This is a genomic window from Nocardiopsis sp. NPDC058631 (genome assembly GCF_042716955.1).
Classification (GTDB): Bacteria; Actinomycetota; Actinomycetes; order Streptosporangiales; family Streptosporangiaceae; genus Nocardiopsis.
Map to the genome: position 1 here is coordinate 32231 of NZ_JBHXQY010000051.1, position 15125 is coordinate 47355.

The 15125-nt window shown below is 72.8% G+C and carries 9 protein-coding genes; 6 read left to right on the plus strand and 3 right to left on the minus strand.

Annotation, left to right across the window (positions count from 1 at the left end; genetic code table 11):
* Nucleotides 1–64 precede the first annotated feature (64 nt).
* Entirely contained in the window at nt 65–4900 is a 4836-nt protein-coding gene (locus tag ACFWTE_RS17805; protein WP_378780592.1) for a hypothetical protein, read from the minus strand.
* A complete protein-coding gene (locus ACFWTE_RS17810; protein WP_378780593.1) occupies nt 4897–5790 on the minus strand; it encodes a DUF4132 domain-containing protein in 894 nt (297 codons plus the stop codon). The genes ACFWTE_RS17805 and ACFWTE_RS17810 overlap by 4 nt, the downstream gene beginning before the upstream one ends.
* 161 nt (nt 5791–5951) lie before the next feature.
* Here ACFWTE_RS17810 and ACFWTE_RS17815 point away from each other — a divergent pair, with 161 nt between their 5' ends.
* The gene (locus ACFWTE_RS17815; RefSeq protein ID WP_378780594.1) at nt 5952–6452 is read left to right on the plus strand and encodes a DUF1203 domain-containing protein; all 501 of its coding nucleotides are present in this window, start codon (nt 5952–5954) and stop codon (nt 6450–6452) included.
* A 93-nt stretch (nt 6453–6545) separates the two neighbouring features.
* Here ACFWTE_RS17815 and ACFWTE_RS17820 read toward each other — a convergent pair whose 3' ends face one another.
* Complete coding sequence (locus ACFWTE_RS17820; RefSeq protein WP_378780595.1) at nt 6546–7511, minus strand: heme o synthase; 966 nt, start codon at nt 7509–7511, stop codon at nt 6546–6548.
* Between the two features lie 674 nt (nt 7512–8185).
* Between ACFWTE_RS17820 and tkt the strand changes: the two genes are divergently transcribed.
* The 5 genes from tkt (at nt 8186) to pgl (ending at nt 15062) form a co-directional block, all read left to right on the plus strand.
* Nucleotides 8186–10279, plus strand: coding sequence for a transketolase (tkt, locus tag ACFWTE_RS17825; protein ID WP_378780596.1), 2094 nt, complete (start codon nt 8186–8188; stop codon nt 10277–10279).
* Between the two features lie 237 nt (nt 10280–10516).
* Nucleotides 10517–11623 carry a transaldolase gene (gene tal, locus ACFWTE_RS17830; protein WP_378780597.1) on the plus strand — a complete coding sequence of 369 codons (1107 nt, stop codon included), beginning with the start codon at nt 10517–10519 and terminating at the stop codon, nt 11621–11623.
* A gap of 154 nt (nt 11624–11777) precedes the next feature.
* Complete coding sequence (zwf, locus tag ACFWTE_RS17835; protein WP_378780599.1) at nt 11778–13343, plus strand: glucose-6-phosphate dehydrogenase; 1566 nt, start codon at nt 11778–11780, stop codon at nt 13341–13343.
* A 28-nt stretch (nt 13344–13371) separates the two neighbouring features.
* The gene (locus ACFWTE_RS17840; protein WP_378780598.1) at nt 13372–14292 is read left to right on the plus strand and encodes a glucose-6-phosphate dehydrogenase assembly protein OpcA; all 921 of its coding nucleotides are present in this window, start codon (nt 13372–13374) and stop codon (nt 14290–14292) included.
* Between the two features lie 2 nt (nt 14293–14294).
* The gene (pgl, locus tag ACFWTE_RS17845) at nt 14295–15062 is read left to right on the plus strand and encodes a 6-phosphogluconolactonase (RefSeq protein WP_378780600.1); all 768 of its coding nucleotides are present in this window, start codon (nt 14295–14297) and stop codon (nt 15060–15062) included.
* Nucleotides 15063–15125: the final 63 nt, after the last annotated feature.

The following is a 15125-nucleotide window of genomic DNA, read 5'->3' on the forward strand; positions in this document are numbered from 1 at the left end:
GGAGAGCGCGGGGGCACGGCCGCTCACCCGACTGCTCCTGGCCGGCCCCGAACCAGACTCATAATCACCCCCAGGCCTCGGCGAAGAGGTCGGGCAGGGGGCGGAGGGCGTGGAACCGCACCAGACGCCCCGAGGGCAGGCGGCGTTCCCCGCCCGTGAGGCCGTACATCGGCTGTTTCCAGGCCTCGTAGGGAAGGTTGGGCGCCTTGGCGTCGGTCCACACGCCCGGTACGAACACCGAACGCCCGGCCCTGGAGCGCTTGGCCGCCAGGACGAGGTCCGTCGCCACCAGCTCCGCCTGGGCCTTCTTGTGGCGGGCGGGCGTCCACCCGTTGACCGCGCGAATCCTGCGGTCGGTGGGTTCGAGCAGGGTCAGCAGCTGGAGGTAGAGGCGGGTGGCGTCGTGGGAGAGGCCGAGTTCGGCCCGGGCCTGCGCCAGCACCCCGGGCGCGGACGCGGCCGGATCGTACTCCTGCGCGCCGTCGGCCTGTCCCGTGGAGGAGATCCGCGTGGCCAGGGACGTGAAGTCCGCACCGAGCAGGAGTTCGACCTCCCTGAGGACCCCCTGGCCGGCGTAGGCCGACTCGTCTGCGACGAGGCTCCGCAGGACCTGCGAGTGGACGTCCGCGCCCAGTCTCGACGGGCGGAACCACACCTCCAGCGCGCTGTGGCCGCCCACGGTCAGCACGGCCACGCCGTTGTCCGCGCTCTTCGGGAACGGGGTGGCGCCCTTGGCGTCCCGGTAGGGCTCGCCGCCCACGGCCTCCAGGTGCCGTGCGGGGTCGGTGGCCCACAGGGAACCCGCTCTGAGCAGGAGCCCGGGGGCCCTCAACCGCTCCCGCACGGCGGCCAGCACGGCGGGGACGCCGTCGCGGACCGGGTCCCCCGCGGGGAGTTCGGCGTACGCCCACGGGATGAGGTGGGCGAGGTCGACGAGGACCGCCGCCAGCCCCGCCGTCGCCTCCGGCGTGTGGACGATCTCCGTGAAGTCCCGGTGGTTCCCCTTGCGCGACGTCAGCTGGGAGACGGCGTCCCGGGTCAGGGACTCCTCCCCCGTGTGGTCGGCCAGGAGGCGCAGCCGCTGGAGGTCGACCCGGTCCAGTTTCGCGGCCTGGAACGCCGCGAGGGTGGACTCCGGCAGGGCCGGTCGCCGTCCGAAGCGGTCGTTCCACGCCTGGGCGAGGCGTTCGGCGACCCCGGCGGTGCCGCCCGGAGCCCACAGGGCGGCGATGCCCTCCGGTGTCCGGGGCAGGGCCTCGCCGTAGAGGTCGAGCAGGTCCTCGCCCGTGAGGCCGCGCAGTTCCTGCGCGGCGAGGCCGGCCCCGGCCGCGGAGATCCCCAGGGCCGTGCGCGTCCCTGCCGGGAGACGGTTGGCGTCGGAGCCCTGGAGGGCGCACAGCACCAGTGCCGCGGCTTCGGCGACCAGGCCGGTGCGCTCGGCCACGATCCCGGCGGACTCCGGGTCCCAGGGGATCGGGCCGTGGGCGGCGACGGCGTCGGCGAACGCGGTGAGCTGGCCGGCGTCACCCCAGAGGAGGTCGACGCGGCGGCGCTGGTACTCGATCTCGGGGGGCTCCACCGGCAGGGCCCGGCCCGTGCGGGCCTCCACGAAGGTGTGCACCGTCCTGCGCTTGCCGAAGCAGGCCTCCTGGTCCGCGATCCACGTGGGGACTCCCAGTCCGACGCGTCGGGACCGCGCCCCGCTCAGGGGCGCGAACTCCTCCCCTCCGACGATCCTCCCGGTCTCCACGGTGGCGTCGCGGTCGGCGAAGAGGGTGGCCGACCACCGCCGCAGGAAGTCCACGAGCGCGGCCCGCTCGTCCTCGGCGGTGGTGGGGAGGGCGGCGTGCCAGGCCAGGAGGCCGATCCGGCCAAGGAGTGCGCTCCAGTCGGCGCTGGCGCGGGGGCGGTTCGCGATCTCCTGCGCGCCGGTCCGCCCGCGCAGGAACCCGTCGGTGGCCTCGATGTGGGCCCTGACGTCGCTGTCGCTGCTGTCCCGGGAGGGGAGGAAGCGGTGCAGCCCGCGGGCCAGGGGTTCGGACTCGGGCTCGCGCGGCGCGCTTTGCACGGTGCGGCGGATGCCGGTCAGGTACTCGTCCAGTGCACCGCGGAGCTCGGCGGCCGCGTGCGCGAACCCGGCAACGCCCCACACCAGGCTCTCGTGGGGGGTGGACCCGTCCTCCGACAGCAGCGCGGCGGCGGCCTTGGGGGTGCGTTCGATGTCCGCGGGCGGGGTCGTGCGGCGCTCCGACTCGGCGGCTTCCAGGAGCGGGCCCAGCTCGTCGGCGGCCACACGGCGCAGCCGTGCGGAGGCGCGGGCGTCACGCACCGTCATGAAGTGCCAGAACACGGGGTCGGGCAGGTAGGGGACGCCCCATTTGGCGGTGCACTCGCAGGCGGTGCCGGTGTGGCAGCTCCAGATCTGGCCGGATCCGTCGGCCGCGATGAGGGTGGCGCCCTTGGCGTTGCTGAGACCGTGGGTGGTACCGCCCGGCGCGGTGAACAGGGCGCTCGGCGTGCCGTGGGCGAAGCCGTACGCGTAGCGGCCCCGCCTCTCCGGTACGCGCACCTCCACCGAGCGCCCGTCGGGGGCGGTGATCCGGTGGGTGGGTCCCCCCTCGACCGGGGCGAGTTCGAGGACCGCGAACCCGGCGATCCCGTCGGTCCCACCCAGGGGGGAGCCCTCCGTGGGCTCGCTCAGGGGGCCGAGGGTGCAGGCGTGCGGGATCAGCTGTTCCCCGTGCGCCGTGGACTGCTGCTCCAGGAAGGCGGGAAGGCTGGCACGGCCCTGATCGCCGGTGGCGGGGTCGATCTCGTGCAGGGTGCCGCGGTCCCGGGTCCAGTAGGTGTGGCCGTCGCTGAGGACGTGCCGGTCGCGCGGGCCCGGGTCGTCTCCCGCCCGGATCGCGCGATGGCCGCCCATACGGGCTCCGTCCGCGGTGAGCTGGGCCCCTCCGTTGCTCCCCCCGCCCATGCGCCAGGAGTGCACGGCGCTCCCGTAACCGGAGAACCGGAGGACGGTGTCGGGGTCGGTGGACCAGTAGCCGTACTCGTCGTAGTCGACGCGGTAGGCGATCAGGAGGGCTCCGTCGGCGTACATGGCCCGGACGTCCTTGGCCCCGGGGGGAAGGCGCGGCGCGTGCTCGGCGACCCGGCCCTGCGGACCCACGGCGATCGCCTTGGCCCTGGAGGCCAGGGTCAGGACGGGCCAGCTGGCGATACCGGTGATCCCGGGGCCCTTGCCGGTACCGGTCGCCCCGAGTTCGCGGGCCGCCTCCTCCAGCGCGTCCCAGGAGTACTCCCCGACGATCCCGGCACGCAGGGTGGTGGCGAACGCCCCGGCGACGTCGACGGACTCCAGCTGGGCGAGGCGTCGGGGGAAGGTCCGGAAGGCGTCGCCCCTGACCTCGGATGTGAGGTGCTCCAGGTGGAGGCCGAGCTGGGCCAGCGGCGTACCGGGCATGGCCTCGACGAGGGCGCCCAGCCGCCGGTCCACGTAGGGGTGCAGGTAGTCGTAGGGCAGCAGGTCGTCCAGCTCCCGGCCGTGGGACTGCCCGTACCCCGCGACGGAGGCGGCCAGCACGGGTTCCCACACGGGATCGGCCCGCACGTGGGCGAGGTCGCGCCGGGTCCTGCCCTCCCGGCCCCTCACCCAGGCCTCCAGGTTCAGGGCCCCCCGGCCCGGGGGGTGGAGGGGGACGCCCAGCTCCAGGCACAGGTCGAGCAGTGTCGGGGAGATGTCCCCGTGGAAGCGGGACCCGTTCCCGCCGAGGCGGACCGGCTCACCGTCGGCCCTGAGCCGGTCGGCGACACGCGGCACCAGGTCCGGAAGGCGCGAGGGCATGGTCCGGTGCCAGCCTCCCCGGCAGTGGGAGACCATCCGGGAGAGCCAGGACGCGGCACCGCCCGGAACCGGCTGGGCCGGGTCGGCGAGCAGGTCGAGGGCCCCGGCGTCGTCGAGCATCCCCAGCCACCAGTCCTGGAACGCGGTCTCACCGGAGACGAAGAGGCCGAGCAGGTCGCGGGCCACGTCCTCGTCCGAGCGGCCCAGGGCGACCAGGCTCGGGCGCACCGCCTTCCAGAAGCCCTGGGGCGCCGAGGACGTGGCGGGGACCCCCAGGAGTTCGCGCAGGACGGCGGCCTCCTCGGCGGCCGGGTCGAGCCCGGCGGCCTTGGCGAGGGCGCGCACCTGCGCGGGCAGGCCGGTCCAGGGCGGTAGCCCGCCCAGGGACCGGCGGACGCTGAGCTCGCGGAACTCGGCGTAGGCGCGGTCGGGTTCGTAGCGCCGGGTGAGTTCGGTGGCGTGTCCGGCCAGGGCCTTGACCGTGAGGGCTCCGGCGAAGGCGAACTCCAGGAAGGCCTCCCTGCGGGTCTCCTCGTCCACGGGCAGGCTGTAGACGCGTTCGGCCTCGCGGGCCCGGCCGAACATGACGGCGGCGATACGGGCGTTGCCCGCCGCGACGAAGGCGCGCCCGGCCTGCTCCCAGTAGGAGGGCAGGTGGTGCAGGGGCGCGTCCTCGGCGATGCGCGCGAACTCGTCGGAGGCCGGTCCCGGGCGGTTCGCGGCCATGCGGGCGGCGCGTTCCATGGGGCGGACCAGGGCGAGGGCCTCGGTGCGGCGCCCGGGGTCGTTGACCAGGGCCCACTCGGGGTAGCCGAGGCCGCGCGGGCGGGTGAGCGCGAGGGGTTCGGAGGCGTCCTCCACGGCGAATCCGAGGAAGTCCAGGGCGGCGTCCTCGGCGGGGGCGAGGGTGTCGGGGACCAGCCGCACGACGGTGCGCCCGCCGAGCAGGTGGTGGGTGTAGGCGCGGGCACGGACGGCGTCGGTGGCGCCGTCGGCCGGGGTGTCCAGGGGGGCCAGGCCCGCGTCGAGGAGGCCGGTGTGGGGGGTGGTGGTCACGACTGCGTCGTCTCCTCTTCGGTGTTCTTGCGGCCCGCGTGGATCAGCTCGGCCATGCGGATGCCCTCGGACCAGGCGATGGGGCCCACGTCGCCGAGGCGGAGGGGGCGCTCGTCACCGTCCACCCACAGGAGCCGGCCGGTCTCCGTCGCGTAGTCGGGTGCGTCGGAGCCGATCCAGTAGCGGGCCTGGACGGGGCGGCCCTCCTCGGTGACGCGGCAGACGGCGTAGCCCCCGCGAACGGTGAAACCGTGGCGCTGTGCGCGCCCGGTGGCGTGGCGCAGCTGTTCGAACTCCCCGCCGGAGTAGTCCTCGACGGAGGTGGCGTCGGCCTTCACCGTGGCGGGCTTGCGGTGGATCCCGCGGGTGAGCTGCGGCAGGCGCTGGGTGATGCCGAGTTCGAGGGCGAACTCGCGGACGTCGTCCAGGTCCTCGATGAGGACGGGGTGGGCGGGCACGACCCGGTCGGTGTCCAGCCAGGCGCTCTCGGCGTCGAGGTCGATGACGCCGATCCTGCCCCGGTCGTCCACCCCGCGCAGGAATCCGCCCTCACCACCGTCGGCGGGAACGACGAAGAGGTCGGTGAGCAGCTCGCACCAGGTGGGATCGGCCCAGACGCGGGCGATCACCGTGGCGGGCACGGGGAGGGAGCCCAGGAGCCAGGACTCGACCCGTTCGACGCACTCGCGCTCGTGGCGTTCGAGCCACAGCAGGATGCCGCGCAGGTGTTCGGCCTCACCGGACTCGCGCACCTTCTTGGGGACGCTCTTGAGCCTGCGGCCCTTGGCGTTGCGGCACACGAGGGCGGTGCCGTCGAGGGCGAGCGTGTAACCGTCCGGGCCGTCGGTCCAGACCAGGTCGGCGGCAGGGGGTGGGGAAGTCGTTGCCATGGTTGAGGTTATAGCGGTGACCTGTGACACCTGGGAACACAGTGCGGCAAAACCGCCGATACCCCACCGGGACACACAGTGTCCCGAACCCGTGTCCGGGCCGTGAAAGCAAGGTCCGATTCCCGCCAGCGCGTGTCTGCCCGACGGGGGAGGCTGGGGCCATGAGCACAACCCATGAGGTCCGGGCCATCGCCCCGGAGGTTGTAGAAACACTGCGTGAACGCGACGACGCGGGGCGCGCCCCTCTCGCCCGGACCGACCACGGGGGCGGTTCCCCGATGCGCTGCTGTCTGCGCCGCAGCGCACCCGGCGAGCAGATCATGCTCGTGTCCTACGCACCTCTGCGGCGCTGGGCGGCGCGGACGGGCGCCGACCCCGGCCCCTACGACGAGTGCGGACCGGTCTTCGTCCACGCCGGGGAATGCGGCGGCCCCGTCGACGGCCCCGGCTACCCCACCGCCCTGCACGGAGCACGACGGGTGCTGCGCTCGTACCACGCCAGGGGGCACATCCTCGGCGGAAGGCTGGTGGAGCTTCCGATGGAGCGCGCCGCCGAGGTGGACGGGCTGCTGCGCGAGGTCCTCGCCGATCCCGAGGTGGCGCTGGTGCACATGCGCGCGGTCGAGTACGGATGCTTCCTGGCGGAGGCCCACCGCCGGTAGGGCCGGAACGCCCAGGGCACGCGGGGACCGGAGAGCACTGTGGCGCTCTCCCCCTCGGAAGGGGAGAGCGCCACGTGGTCGTCGGACGGGGGCTCAGCCCAGAGCGTTCGCGATCAACGGGTCGACGGTGACCCCGACGAACAGCAGCGCCAGGTAGGCGTTGGACAGGTGGAAGAAGCCCATCGTCTTGAGCTGGGCGCCGGTGACGCCCGCACGGGAGCGGCTGAGCAGGCGGTGCGCCTGGAACACCAGCAGTGCGCCCAGGACGACGGCGACCGCGCCGTAGAACCAGGTGGTGCCCGCGACGGGCCAGAAGATGACCGACACGACCGCGGTGGCCCAGCTGTAGAGGACGCACTCCAGCAGCACGCGGCGGTCGCTGGCGACCACGGGCAGCATCGGCACCTTGGCCTGCGCGTAGTCCTCCCGGTAGCGCATGGCCAGTGTCCAGGTGTGCGGCGGCGTCCAGAAGAACACGACCAGGAACAGGATGAACGGCGCCCAGTCCAGGCTGTTGGTGACGGCCGACCAGCCGATCAGCACCGGCATGCACCCGGCGATACCGCCCCAGACGACGTTCTGGGCCGTGCGCCGCTTGAGGAGCATCGTGTAGACGAGGATGTAGAACAGGATCGCGAAGACCGACAGGGCGGCCGCGAGCATGTTCACGAAGAGGGCGAACCCGACCGTGGAACCGACCGCGAGCAGCAGTCCGTAGGTGAGGGCGCCCCGGGGGGTCGCCAGGTCCATCGCACCGGGGCGCTGCCGGGTGCGACGCATCTCACGGTCGATGTCGCGGTCGATGTAGCAGTTCATCGCGTTCGCGCTGGCCGCTGACATGACGCCGAAGAGCAGGGTGGCGAACGCGGTCCACAGCGGTGGCACGCCCCCGGCGGCGACGAACATGACCGGGATGGTGGTGATGAGGAGGAGTTCGATGACGCGGGGCTTGGAGAGCGCCACGTAGGCCTTGACGTACTCGCCCGGGGTGGCCTTGCGGGAGGCCTCGGGCTCGTGTCCGTCGGGGGTGGTGCCCGGTACGCGGTTCGTGAGCGCCATCAGTGCCGCGTCCTCACGGCCGGATGGCTCGCTCGCGTCCCCACAGGGGGTACCGGCTCGGTTTCAGACACGCGGATACCTCGACAACTCTCGGAATTTCGACACTGCTCGCCGCGCGGGGTCGAGCGGACCGACAAAGCGTCAGGAACGGCGGAAACCCCGTCAACGACATACTGTAGTACTTCCTCGCGGGGAACGATGACCAGCCCCCTCCCAACGAAAGGCCCTGGTCTCGGGGCCGTGTCTCGCGCACGGGCCAGCCGGGTGTACAGAAGGTTCGCACACGCCCTGTCGCGCATCCAGCCTGCCACGCGCCGGGCTCCCCCGGGCACGGACCCCCTACGGGACAGGGCCCGTGCCCCACCGAACCAGGGGTGTTACCAACGGGTAATGAGAGGTGTCGGGCAGCGACATCCCCGGTTGCGGACGATAGGCTCGAACACGGCCGAACCTGTCGTGGTCTCCCGGCCGCGGCGGCCGTCGCCGGGGGCACCGCGGACGACACGTCCGCGCCTTGACAACCGCAGCGCAGTCCGCCCTCCCGCACTCCCCCTCGGACCCGTCCCTCCGGCGGGCCGTTCCGGGGTGCCCGGCGCCGCCGACGACCAACGCAACCGACGCACCCCGCCCGGACACCGGGCGCAACGGGTGCCCGAGAAGGAGAACGAAAGTCCGTGAACGCCCACACCCCGCAATCCCTGGAGTGGTCGGACCTCGACCTCCGCGCCGTCAACACGGTCAGGGCACTGGCAATGGACGCGGTAGAGAAGTCGGGTAACGGACACCCCGGCACCGCGATGAGCCTGGCGCCCGCCGCGTACCTGCTGTTCCAGAAGGTCATGCGCCACGACCCCGCCGCCCCCGAGTGGGTCGGCCGGGACCGGTTCGTCCTGTCGATCGGCCACTCCAGTCTCACCCTGTACATCCAGCTCTACCTGGCCGGGTACGGCCTGGGCCTGGACGACCTCAAGTCCCTGCGCCAGTGGGACAGTCTGACCCCCGGCCACCCCGAGGTCGGCCACACCGCCGGCGTGGAGACCACCACCGGCCCCCTCGGCCAGGGCGTGGGCAACGCCGTCGGCATGGCCATGGCGGCCCGCCGCGAGCGCGGCCTGTTCAACCCCGACGCGGGCCCCGGCGCGAGCCCCTTCGACCACCACGTCTACGCCTTCTGCTCCGACGGCGACGTCCAGGAGGGCGTGAGCCACGAGGCGAGCGCCCTGGCCGCGACCCAGAACCTGGGCAACCTCATCATGATCTGGGACGACAACCAGATCTCCATCGAGGACGACACCCGTATCGCCCACTCCGAGGACGTCGCCGCGCGCTACCGCGCCTACGGGTGGCACGTCGAAGAGGTCGACTGGACCTCCACCGGCTCGTACGTGGAGGACATCGACGCCCTCTACCAGGCGGTCCTGCGCGGCAAGGCCGAGACCGAGCGCCCCACCTTCATCAAGCTGCGCACCGTCATCGGCTGGCCCGCGCCCAACGCGCAGAACACCGGCGCGGTCCACGGCGCCGCGATGGGCCCCGACGAGATCTCCGCCACCAAGCGCCTCCTCGACCTGCCGGACGAGCCGTTCGGCGTCGAGGACGCGGTCATCGAGCACACCCGCAAGGCCCTGGAGCGGGGCCGCGAGGCCCGCGCCGCGTGGGAGACCTCCTTCGAGGCGTGGCGCCAGGGTGCGGGCGAGCACGGCGAACTGTTCGACCGGCTGGTCTCGGGCAAGCTCCCCGAGGGCTGGCAGGAGGCACTGCCCACCTACGAGCCCAGCGAGAAGGGCGTCGCCACCCGCAAGGCCAGCGGTGACGTGCTCTCGGCCCTCGCCCCGGTGCTCCCGGAGCTGTGGGGCGGTTCCGCCGACCTGGCCGGATCCAACAACACCACGCCCAAGGGCGAGCCGTCCTTCCTGCCGTTCGAGCGGGCCAGCAGCAAGTTCCCCGGCAACCCGTACGGGCGCGTGCTGCACTTCGGCATCCGCGAACACGGCATGGGCTCGATCCTCAACGGCATGGCCCTGCACGGCCCGACCCGCCCCTACGGCGGCACCTTCCTGGTGTTCAGCGACTACATGCGCCCGGCGGTCCGCCTGGCCGCGCTGATGAAGCTGTCGGTCACCTACGTGTGGACGCACGACTCCATCGGCCTGGGCGAGGACGGCCCCACCCACCAGCCGGTCGAGCACCTGTGGGCGCTGCGCGCCATCCCGGGCCTCGACGTGATCCGTCCGGCCGACGCCAACGAGACCGCCGTCGTGTGGCGCGCGATCATGGAGAACTCCGGCCGCCCGGCCGCCCTCGCCCTGACCCGGCAGAACGTGCCCGTCCTGGACCGGGCCGAGTACGCCCCGGCCGAGGAGGCCGTCAAGGGCGGCTACGTGCTGGCCGAGGCGACCGGCGGTACCCCGGAGGTCATCCTGATGGCGACCGGCAGCGAGGTGCAGATCGCCGTGGAGGCCCGCAAGGCCTTGGAGGAGGCCGGAACCCCCACCCGTGTCGTGTCCATGACGTGCGTGGAGTGGTTCGAGGACCAGAGCGAGGAGTACCGCGAGAGCGTGCTGCCGTCGTCGGTGCGCGCCCGCGTCTCCGTGGAGGCCGGCATCGCCATGGGCTGGCGCGCCTACGTCGGCGACGCCGGCGAGTCGGTGAGCCTGGAGCACTTCGGTGCCTCCGCCCCGTACCAGACCCTGTACGAGAAGTTCGGCTTCACCACCGAGGCCGTCGTGGACGCCGCTCACAAGAGCGTCGCCAGGGCCGGACGCTGACAAGGCGGGTCCCGCCGGGCCTTCCGGCGGGACCCGGCCCGCACACGAACCACACCAACCCCGGGGTTGTGGTGAGGGCGCCGGCAGGGTTCTGGAGGGACCGAAGGTGAGACCGCGAGGAACGAGCCATCGCACCGCAGGTACCGAAGGTTCCTGCCCTACCGGGCGCCCGAACACAGGCGAAGCGAAGCGAAGCCCCAAAAACACGGCACCGCCCGTGAGGAAGGCGCGAACAGCATGACCAACGCACTCAAGACCCTGTCCGAGGCCGGTGTGTCCGTCTGGCTGGACGACATCAGCCGCACACGGCTGCGCACGGGCAACCTGACCGACCTGATGTCGACCCACCAGGTCGTCGGCGTCACGTCCAACCCGAGCATCTTCGACAAGGCGCTGTCCGAGGGCGACGCCTACGACGAGCAGGTGCGCGAACTCGCCGCGCGCGGTGTCTCGGTCGAGGAGGCGGTACGCATGCTCACCGCCTACGACATCCGCTGGGCGGCGGACACCCTGCGCCCGGTGTACGACGCCACCGACCGCGTGGACGGCCGGGTCTCCCTGGAGGTGGACCCGCGCATGTCCCGCGAGACCGAGCGCACGGTCGCCGAGGCCAAGGCGCTGTGGTGGCTCGTCGACCGCCCCAACCTGATGATCAAGATCCCCGCGACCGCCGAGGGCCTGCCCGCGATCACCCGGGTGCTGGGGATGGGCATCAGCGTCAACGTCACGCTGATCTTCTCCCTGGAGCGCTACCGCCAGGTGATGGACGCGTTCTTGGAGGGCATGGAGCTGGCCCGCGCGAACGGCCACGACCTCTCCCGGATCCAGTCCGTGGCGTCGTTCTTCGTCAGCCGTGTGGACACCGAGGTCGACAAGCGGCTGAGGGCGATCGGCACCGAGGAGGCCACGGCCCTCCTCGGCCGCGCCGCGCTCGCCAACGCCCGCCTGGCCTACCAGGCCTACGAGCAGGTGCTCGAAAGCGAGGAGTGGAAGGCCCTGGAGTCGCTCGGCGCCAAGCCGCAGCGCCCGCTGTGGGCGTCCACCGGTGTGAAGGACCCCGCCTACGAGGACACCCTCTACGTCACCGGGCTGGTCGCGCGCGACACCGTCAACACGATGCCGCAGGCCACCCTGGACGCCACCGGGGACCACGCGGTGATCTCCGGTAACACCGTGCTCGGCAGTTACGCGCAGGCCCACGCCGACTTCGCGGCCCTGGAGGCCGCCGGCGTGAACCTGACCGAGGTGTTCGGCCACCTGGAGAAGGACGGCGTGGCCAAGTTCGTCGCCTCGTGGGAGAGCCTGCTCAAGGGCCTCACCGACAAGCTGGAGGCCTCCGTCTGAGCGCCTCCCCGGGGGCCCGCCCCGGGGGGCGCCGCCCGCGCCCTGACCCGGTCCCCGTCACCGCCCCGCGCCCGCACCCGAAGGTGCGGGTGCGGGCGCCCAGCCACACCCACCGGCCACTCTCAGAAGGAAGGCACCTGTGAAAGAACCGGTGATGCCCGGAGCGGTACCCAACCCGCTCCGCAACGCCCTGGACCGCAGACTGCCCCGCATCGCCGGACCCAGCGTGCTGGTGCTGTTCGGTGTCACGGGCGACCTGGCCAGGAAGAAGCTCATGCCCGCCATCTACGACCTCGCCAACCGGGGGATGCTGCCGCCGGGCTTCGGGCTGGTGGGGTTCGCCCGCCGCGACTGGGAGGACCAGGACTTCGCCGAGCAGGCGCATGAGGCGGTGCGCAAGTACGCGCGCACGCCGTTCCACGAGGACGTGTGGCGCCAGCTCAGCGAGGGTGTCAGGTTCGTGCAGGGCGACCTGGACGACGACGACGCGTTCGACCGCCTGGCGGAGACCGTGCGCGAGCTGGACACCGTGCGCGGCACCGGGGGGAACTACGCGTTCTACCTCTCGCTGCCGCCCAAGCTGTTCCCGACGGTCGTCAAGCAGCTCAAGCGGTCCGGGCTGGCCGAACCCGGCGAGGACGACGCTCCCGCGACGGAGGGGGGCCTGCGGGTCGCCCCCTGGCGCCGGGTGGTGATCGAGAAGCCGTTCGGCCACGACCTGGGGAGCGCACAGGACCTCAACGCGGTGGTGGACGACGTGTTCCCGCCGTCGTCGGTGTTCCGCATCGACCACTACCTGGGCAAGGAGACGGTCCAGAACATCCTGGCGCTGCGCTTCGCCAACACCCTGTTCGAGCCGCTGTGGAACCGCAGCTACGTGGACCACGTGCAGATCACCATGGCCGAGGACATCGGCGTGGGCGGTCGCGCGGGCTACTACGACGGGATCGGCGCGGCCCGCGACGTCATCCAGAACCACCTGCTGCAGCTGCTGGCCCTGGTCGCCATGGAGGAGCCGATCTCCTACAGCGCGGACGCGATCCGCGCCGAGAAGGAGAAGGTCCTGGCCTCGGTGTCGCTGCCGGAGGACCTGGGGGCGGGGACCGCCCGGGGCCAGTACGCCGCGGGCTGGCAGGGCGGCGCGGCGGTGCGCGGCTACCTGGAGGAGGAGGGCATCCCCTCCGACTCCGTGACCGAGACCTACGCGGCGCTGAAACTGGCGGTGGAGACCCGCCGCTGGTCGGGGGTGCCCTTCTACCTGCGCACCGGCAAGCGGCTGGGCCGCAGGGTGACCGAGGTGGCCCTGGTCTTCCAGGCCGCCCCACAGCAGATGTTCCCCCGCACCGACGTCAGCGAACTGGGGCAGAACGCCCTGGTGCTGCGCATCCAGCCGGACGAGGGCGTCACGCTGCGCTTCGGCTCCAAGGTGCCCGGCGCGAGCATGGAGGTCCGTGACGTGAGCATGGACTTCACCTACGGGCAGTCCTTCACGGAGGCCAGCCCCGAGGCCTACGAGCGGCTCATCCTGGACGTGCTCATCGGCGACCCGCCCCTGTTCCCGCGCCAGGAGGAGGTCGAGCTCTCCTGGCGCATCCTCGACCCGGTCGAGGAGTACTGGGCCAAGTCGGGGCAGCCCGAGCAGTACGGCTCGGGCACCTGGGGCCCGGAGTCGGCCGAGAACCTGCTCGCCAGGGACGGCCGCCAGTGGCGGCGCCCGTGACCAGCCACGCCCACGCGGAGAGGAACCCATGACGCTCTACCTGCCGCGCACCACGACCTCGCAGATCACCGAGGCGCTCATGTCCGAGCGGCTCAGCGTCGGCGGCGGCGCCATGAACATGGTGCTGACCCTGGTCATCGTCACTGACGAGGCCGACCACTACGACGCCGTGCGCGCCGCCACCGAGGCCGGCCGCGAGCACCCCTCGCGTGTGGTGGCACTGATCCGGCGCGACCCCGACGCCGAACCGGCCATCGACGCCGAGATCCGCAGGCCGGGCACCTCCGGTCCGGGCGAGGCCGTACTGCTGCGGCTGTACGGGCCGCTCGGAGAGCACGCGGACTCGGTGGTCACACCCCTGCTGGTCCCCGACGCCCCCGTGGTGGCGTGGTGGCCCGGGGTGGGCCCCGCCAACCCGGCCACCGACCCGGTGGGCCGCCTGGCCCAGCGCCGCATCACCGACGCGCTGCGCGCCCCCGAGCCGTTGCGGGACCTGGTGGAACGGGTAGCCCACTACCGTCCGGGGGACACGGACCTGACCTGGACCCGGCTGACACCGTGGCGCTCGCTCCTGGCCAGCGCCATGGACCAGCCGTGCGGGTGGGTGAACTCGGCGAGGGTGACGGCCGAGTCGCACTACCCGAGCGCCGAACTACTGGCGGCGTGGCTGTCCGACCGGCTGGAGGTGCCCGTGGAACGCGCCACCTCCCACGGTCCCGGCCTGACCGAGGTCCGGCTGACGACCTCGGAGGGGGACATCGCGGTCTCCCGGGTGGACGGCAGGGTGGCCACGCTGTCGCGGTTCGGGCAGCCGGACCAGACGGTGGCGCTGGCACGGCGCGGCGCCGCGCTGGCGCTCGCCGAGGAGCTGCGCCGCCTGGACGCCGACGAGACGTACGAGAGCGCGGCCCATCACCTGGGGCCGCTGCTCACGGGAAGCGGAGCATGAGGATGAGCGAACCGGAGATCGTCCGCCACGCGGACGCCGCGGGGCTGGCCGACAGCCTCGCGCTGAGGCTGGTCAACATGATCGTCCAGGCCGAGTCGGACAAGCGTGACTTCCACCTCGTCCTGACCGGGGGCGGGATCGGTATCCGGGCCCTGGAGTCGGTGCGCGACCACGCCAACGAGGCCGGGGTCAGCTGGGCTCACGTGCACCTGTGGTGGGGGGACGAGCGGTACCTGCCGGACAAGGACCCCGAGCGCAACGAGACCCAGGCGTGCAGGGCCCTGATCGACGCGATCCCGGTCCCGACGCACCAGGTGCACCCGATCCCCGCCTCCGACGGGCTGGACGGCGGCCAGGTGGAGCACGCGGCGACCCGGTACGGCCGGGAGCTGGCGGTGGCGGCGCGCGGCGAGGGCCCGGTGCCCAGGTTCGACGTGTGCCTGCTGGGGGTCGGCCCCGACGCGCACGTGGCGTCCCTGTTCCCGGGGCTGTCCGCGGTGCGCGAGGACGAGGCGTCCGTGGCCGCGGTGCGCGACTCACCCAAACCCCCTGCCGAGCGGATCACGCTGACGCTGTCGTCCATCCGCGCGGCCCGCCAGGTGTGGGTGCTGGCCTCGGGCGAGGGCAAGGCCGAGGCGGTGCGCCTGGGGCTGGCCGGGGGCAGTGTCGACGAGGCTCCGGTGGCCGGGGCCCGCGGCGCGGAGAAGACCGTGTTCTGGGTGGACGAGGCCGCTGCCTCGAAGCTCCGAGCCAGTGCGGCAGCAGCATGAACCCGATGCCGCCGATCGGCACGGTGAGCACCACGGCCAGTGTCAGGGGCAGCGCCACCAGCA

Coding starts and splice junctions, on each gene's coding strand:
- tal (WP_378780597.1), top strand. CDS start 10,517: ATGACCAACGCACTCAAGACCCTGTCCGAGGCCGGTGTGTCCGTCTGG.
- zwf (WP_378780599.1), top strand. CDS start 11,778: ATGCCCGGAGCGGTACCCAACCCGCTCCGCAACGCCCTGGACCGCAGA.
- ACFWTE_RS17820 (WP_378780595.1), bottom strand. CDS start 7,511: ATGGCGCTCACGAACCGCGTACCGGGCACCACCCCCGACGGACACGAG.
- ACFWTE_RS17815 (WP_378780594.1), top strand. CDS start 5,952: ATGAGCACAACCCATGAGGTCCGGGCCATCGCCCCGGAGGTTGTAGAA.
- pgl (WP_378780600.1), top strand. CDS start 14,295: ATGAGCGAACCGGAGATCGTCCGCCACGCGGACGCCGCGGGGCTGGCC.
- ACFWTE_RS17810 (WP_378780593.1), bottom strand. CDS start 5,790: ATGGCAACGACTTCCCCACCCCCTGCCGCCGACCTGGTCTGGACCGAC.
- ACFWTE_RS17840 (WP_378780598.1), top strand. CDS start 13,372: ATGACGCTCTACCTGCCGCGCACCACGACCTCGCAGATCACCGAGGCG.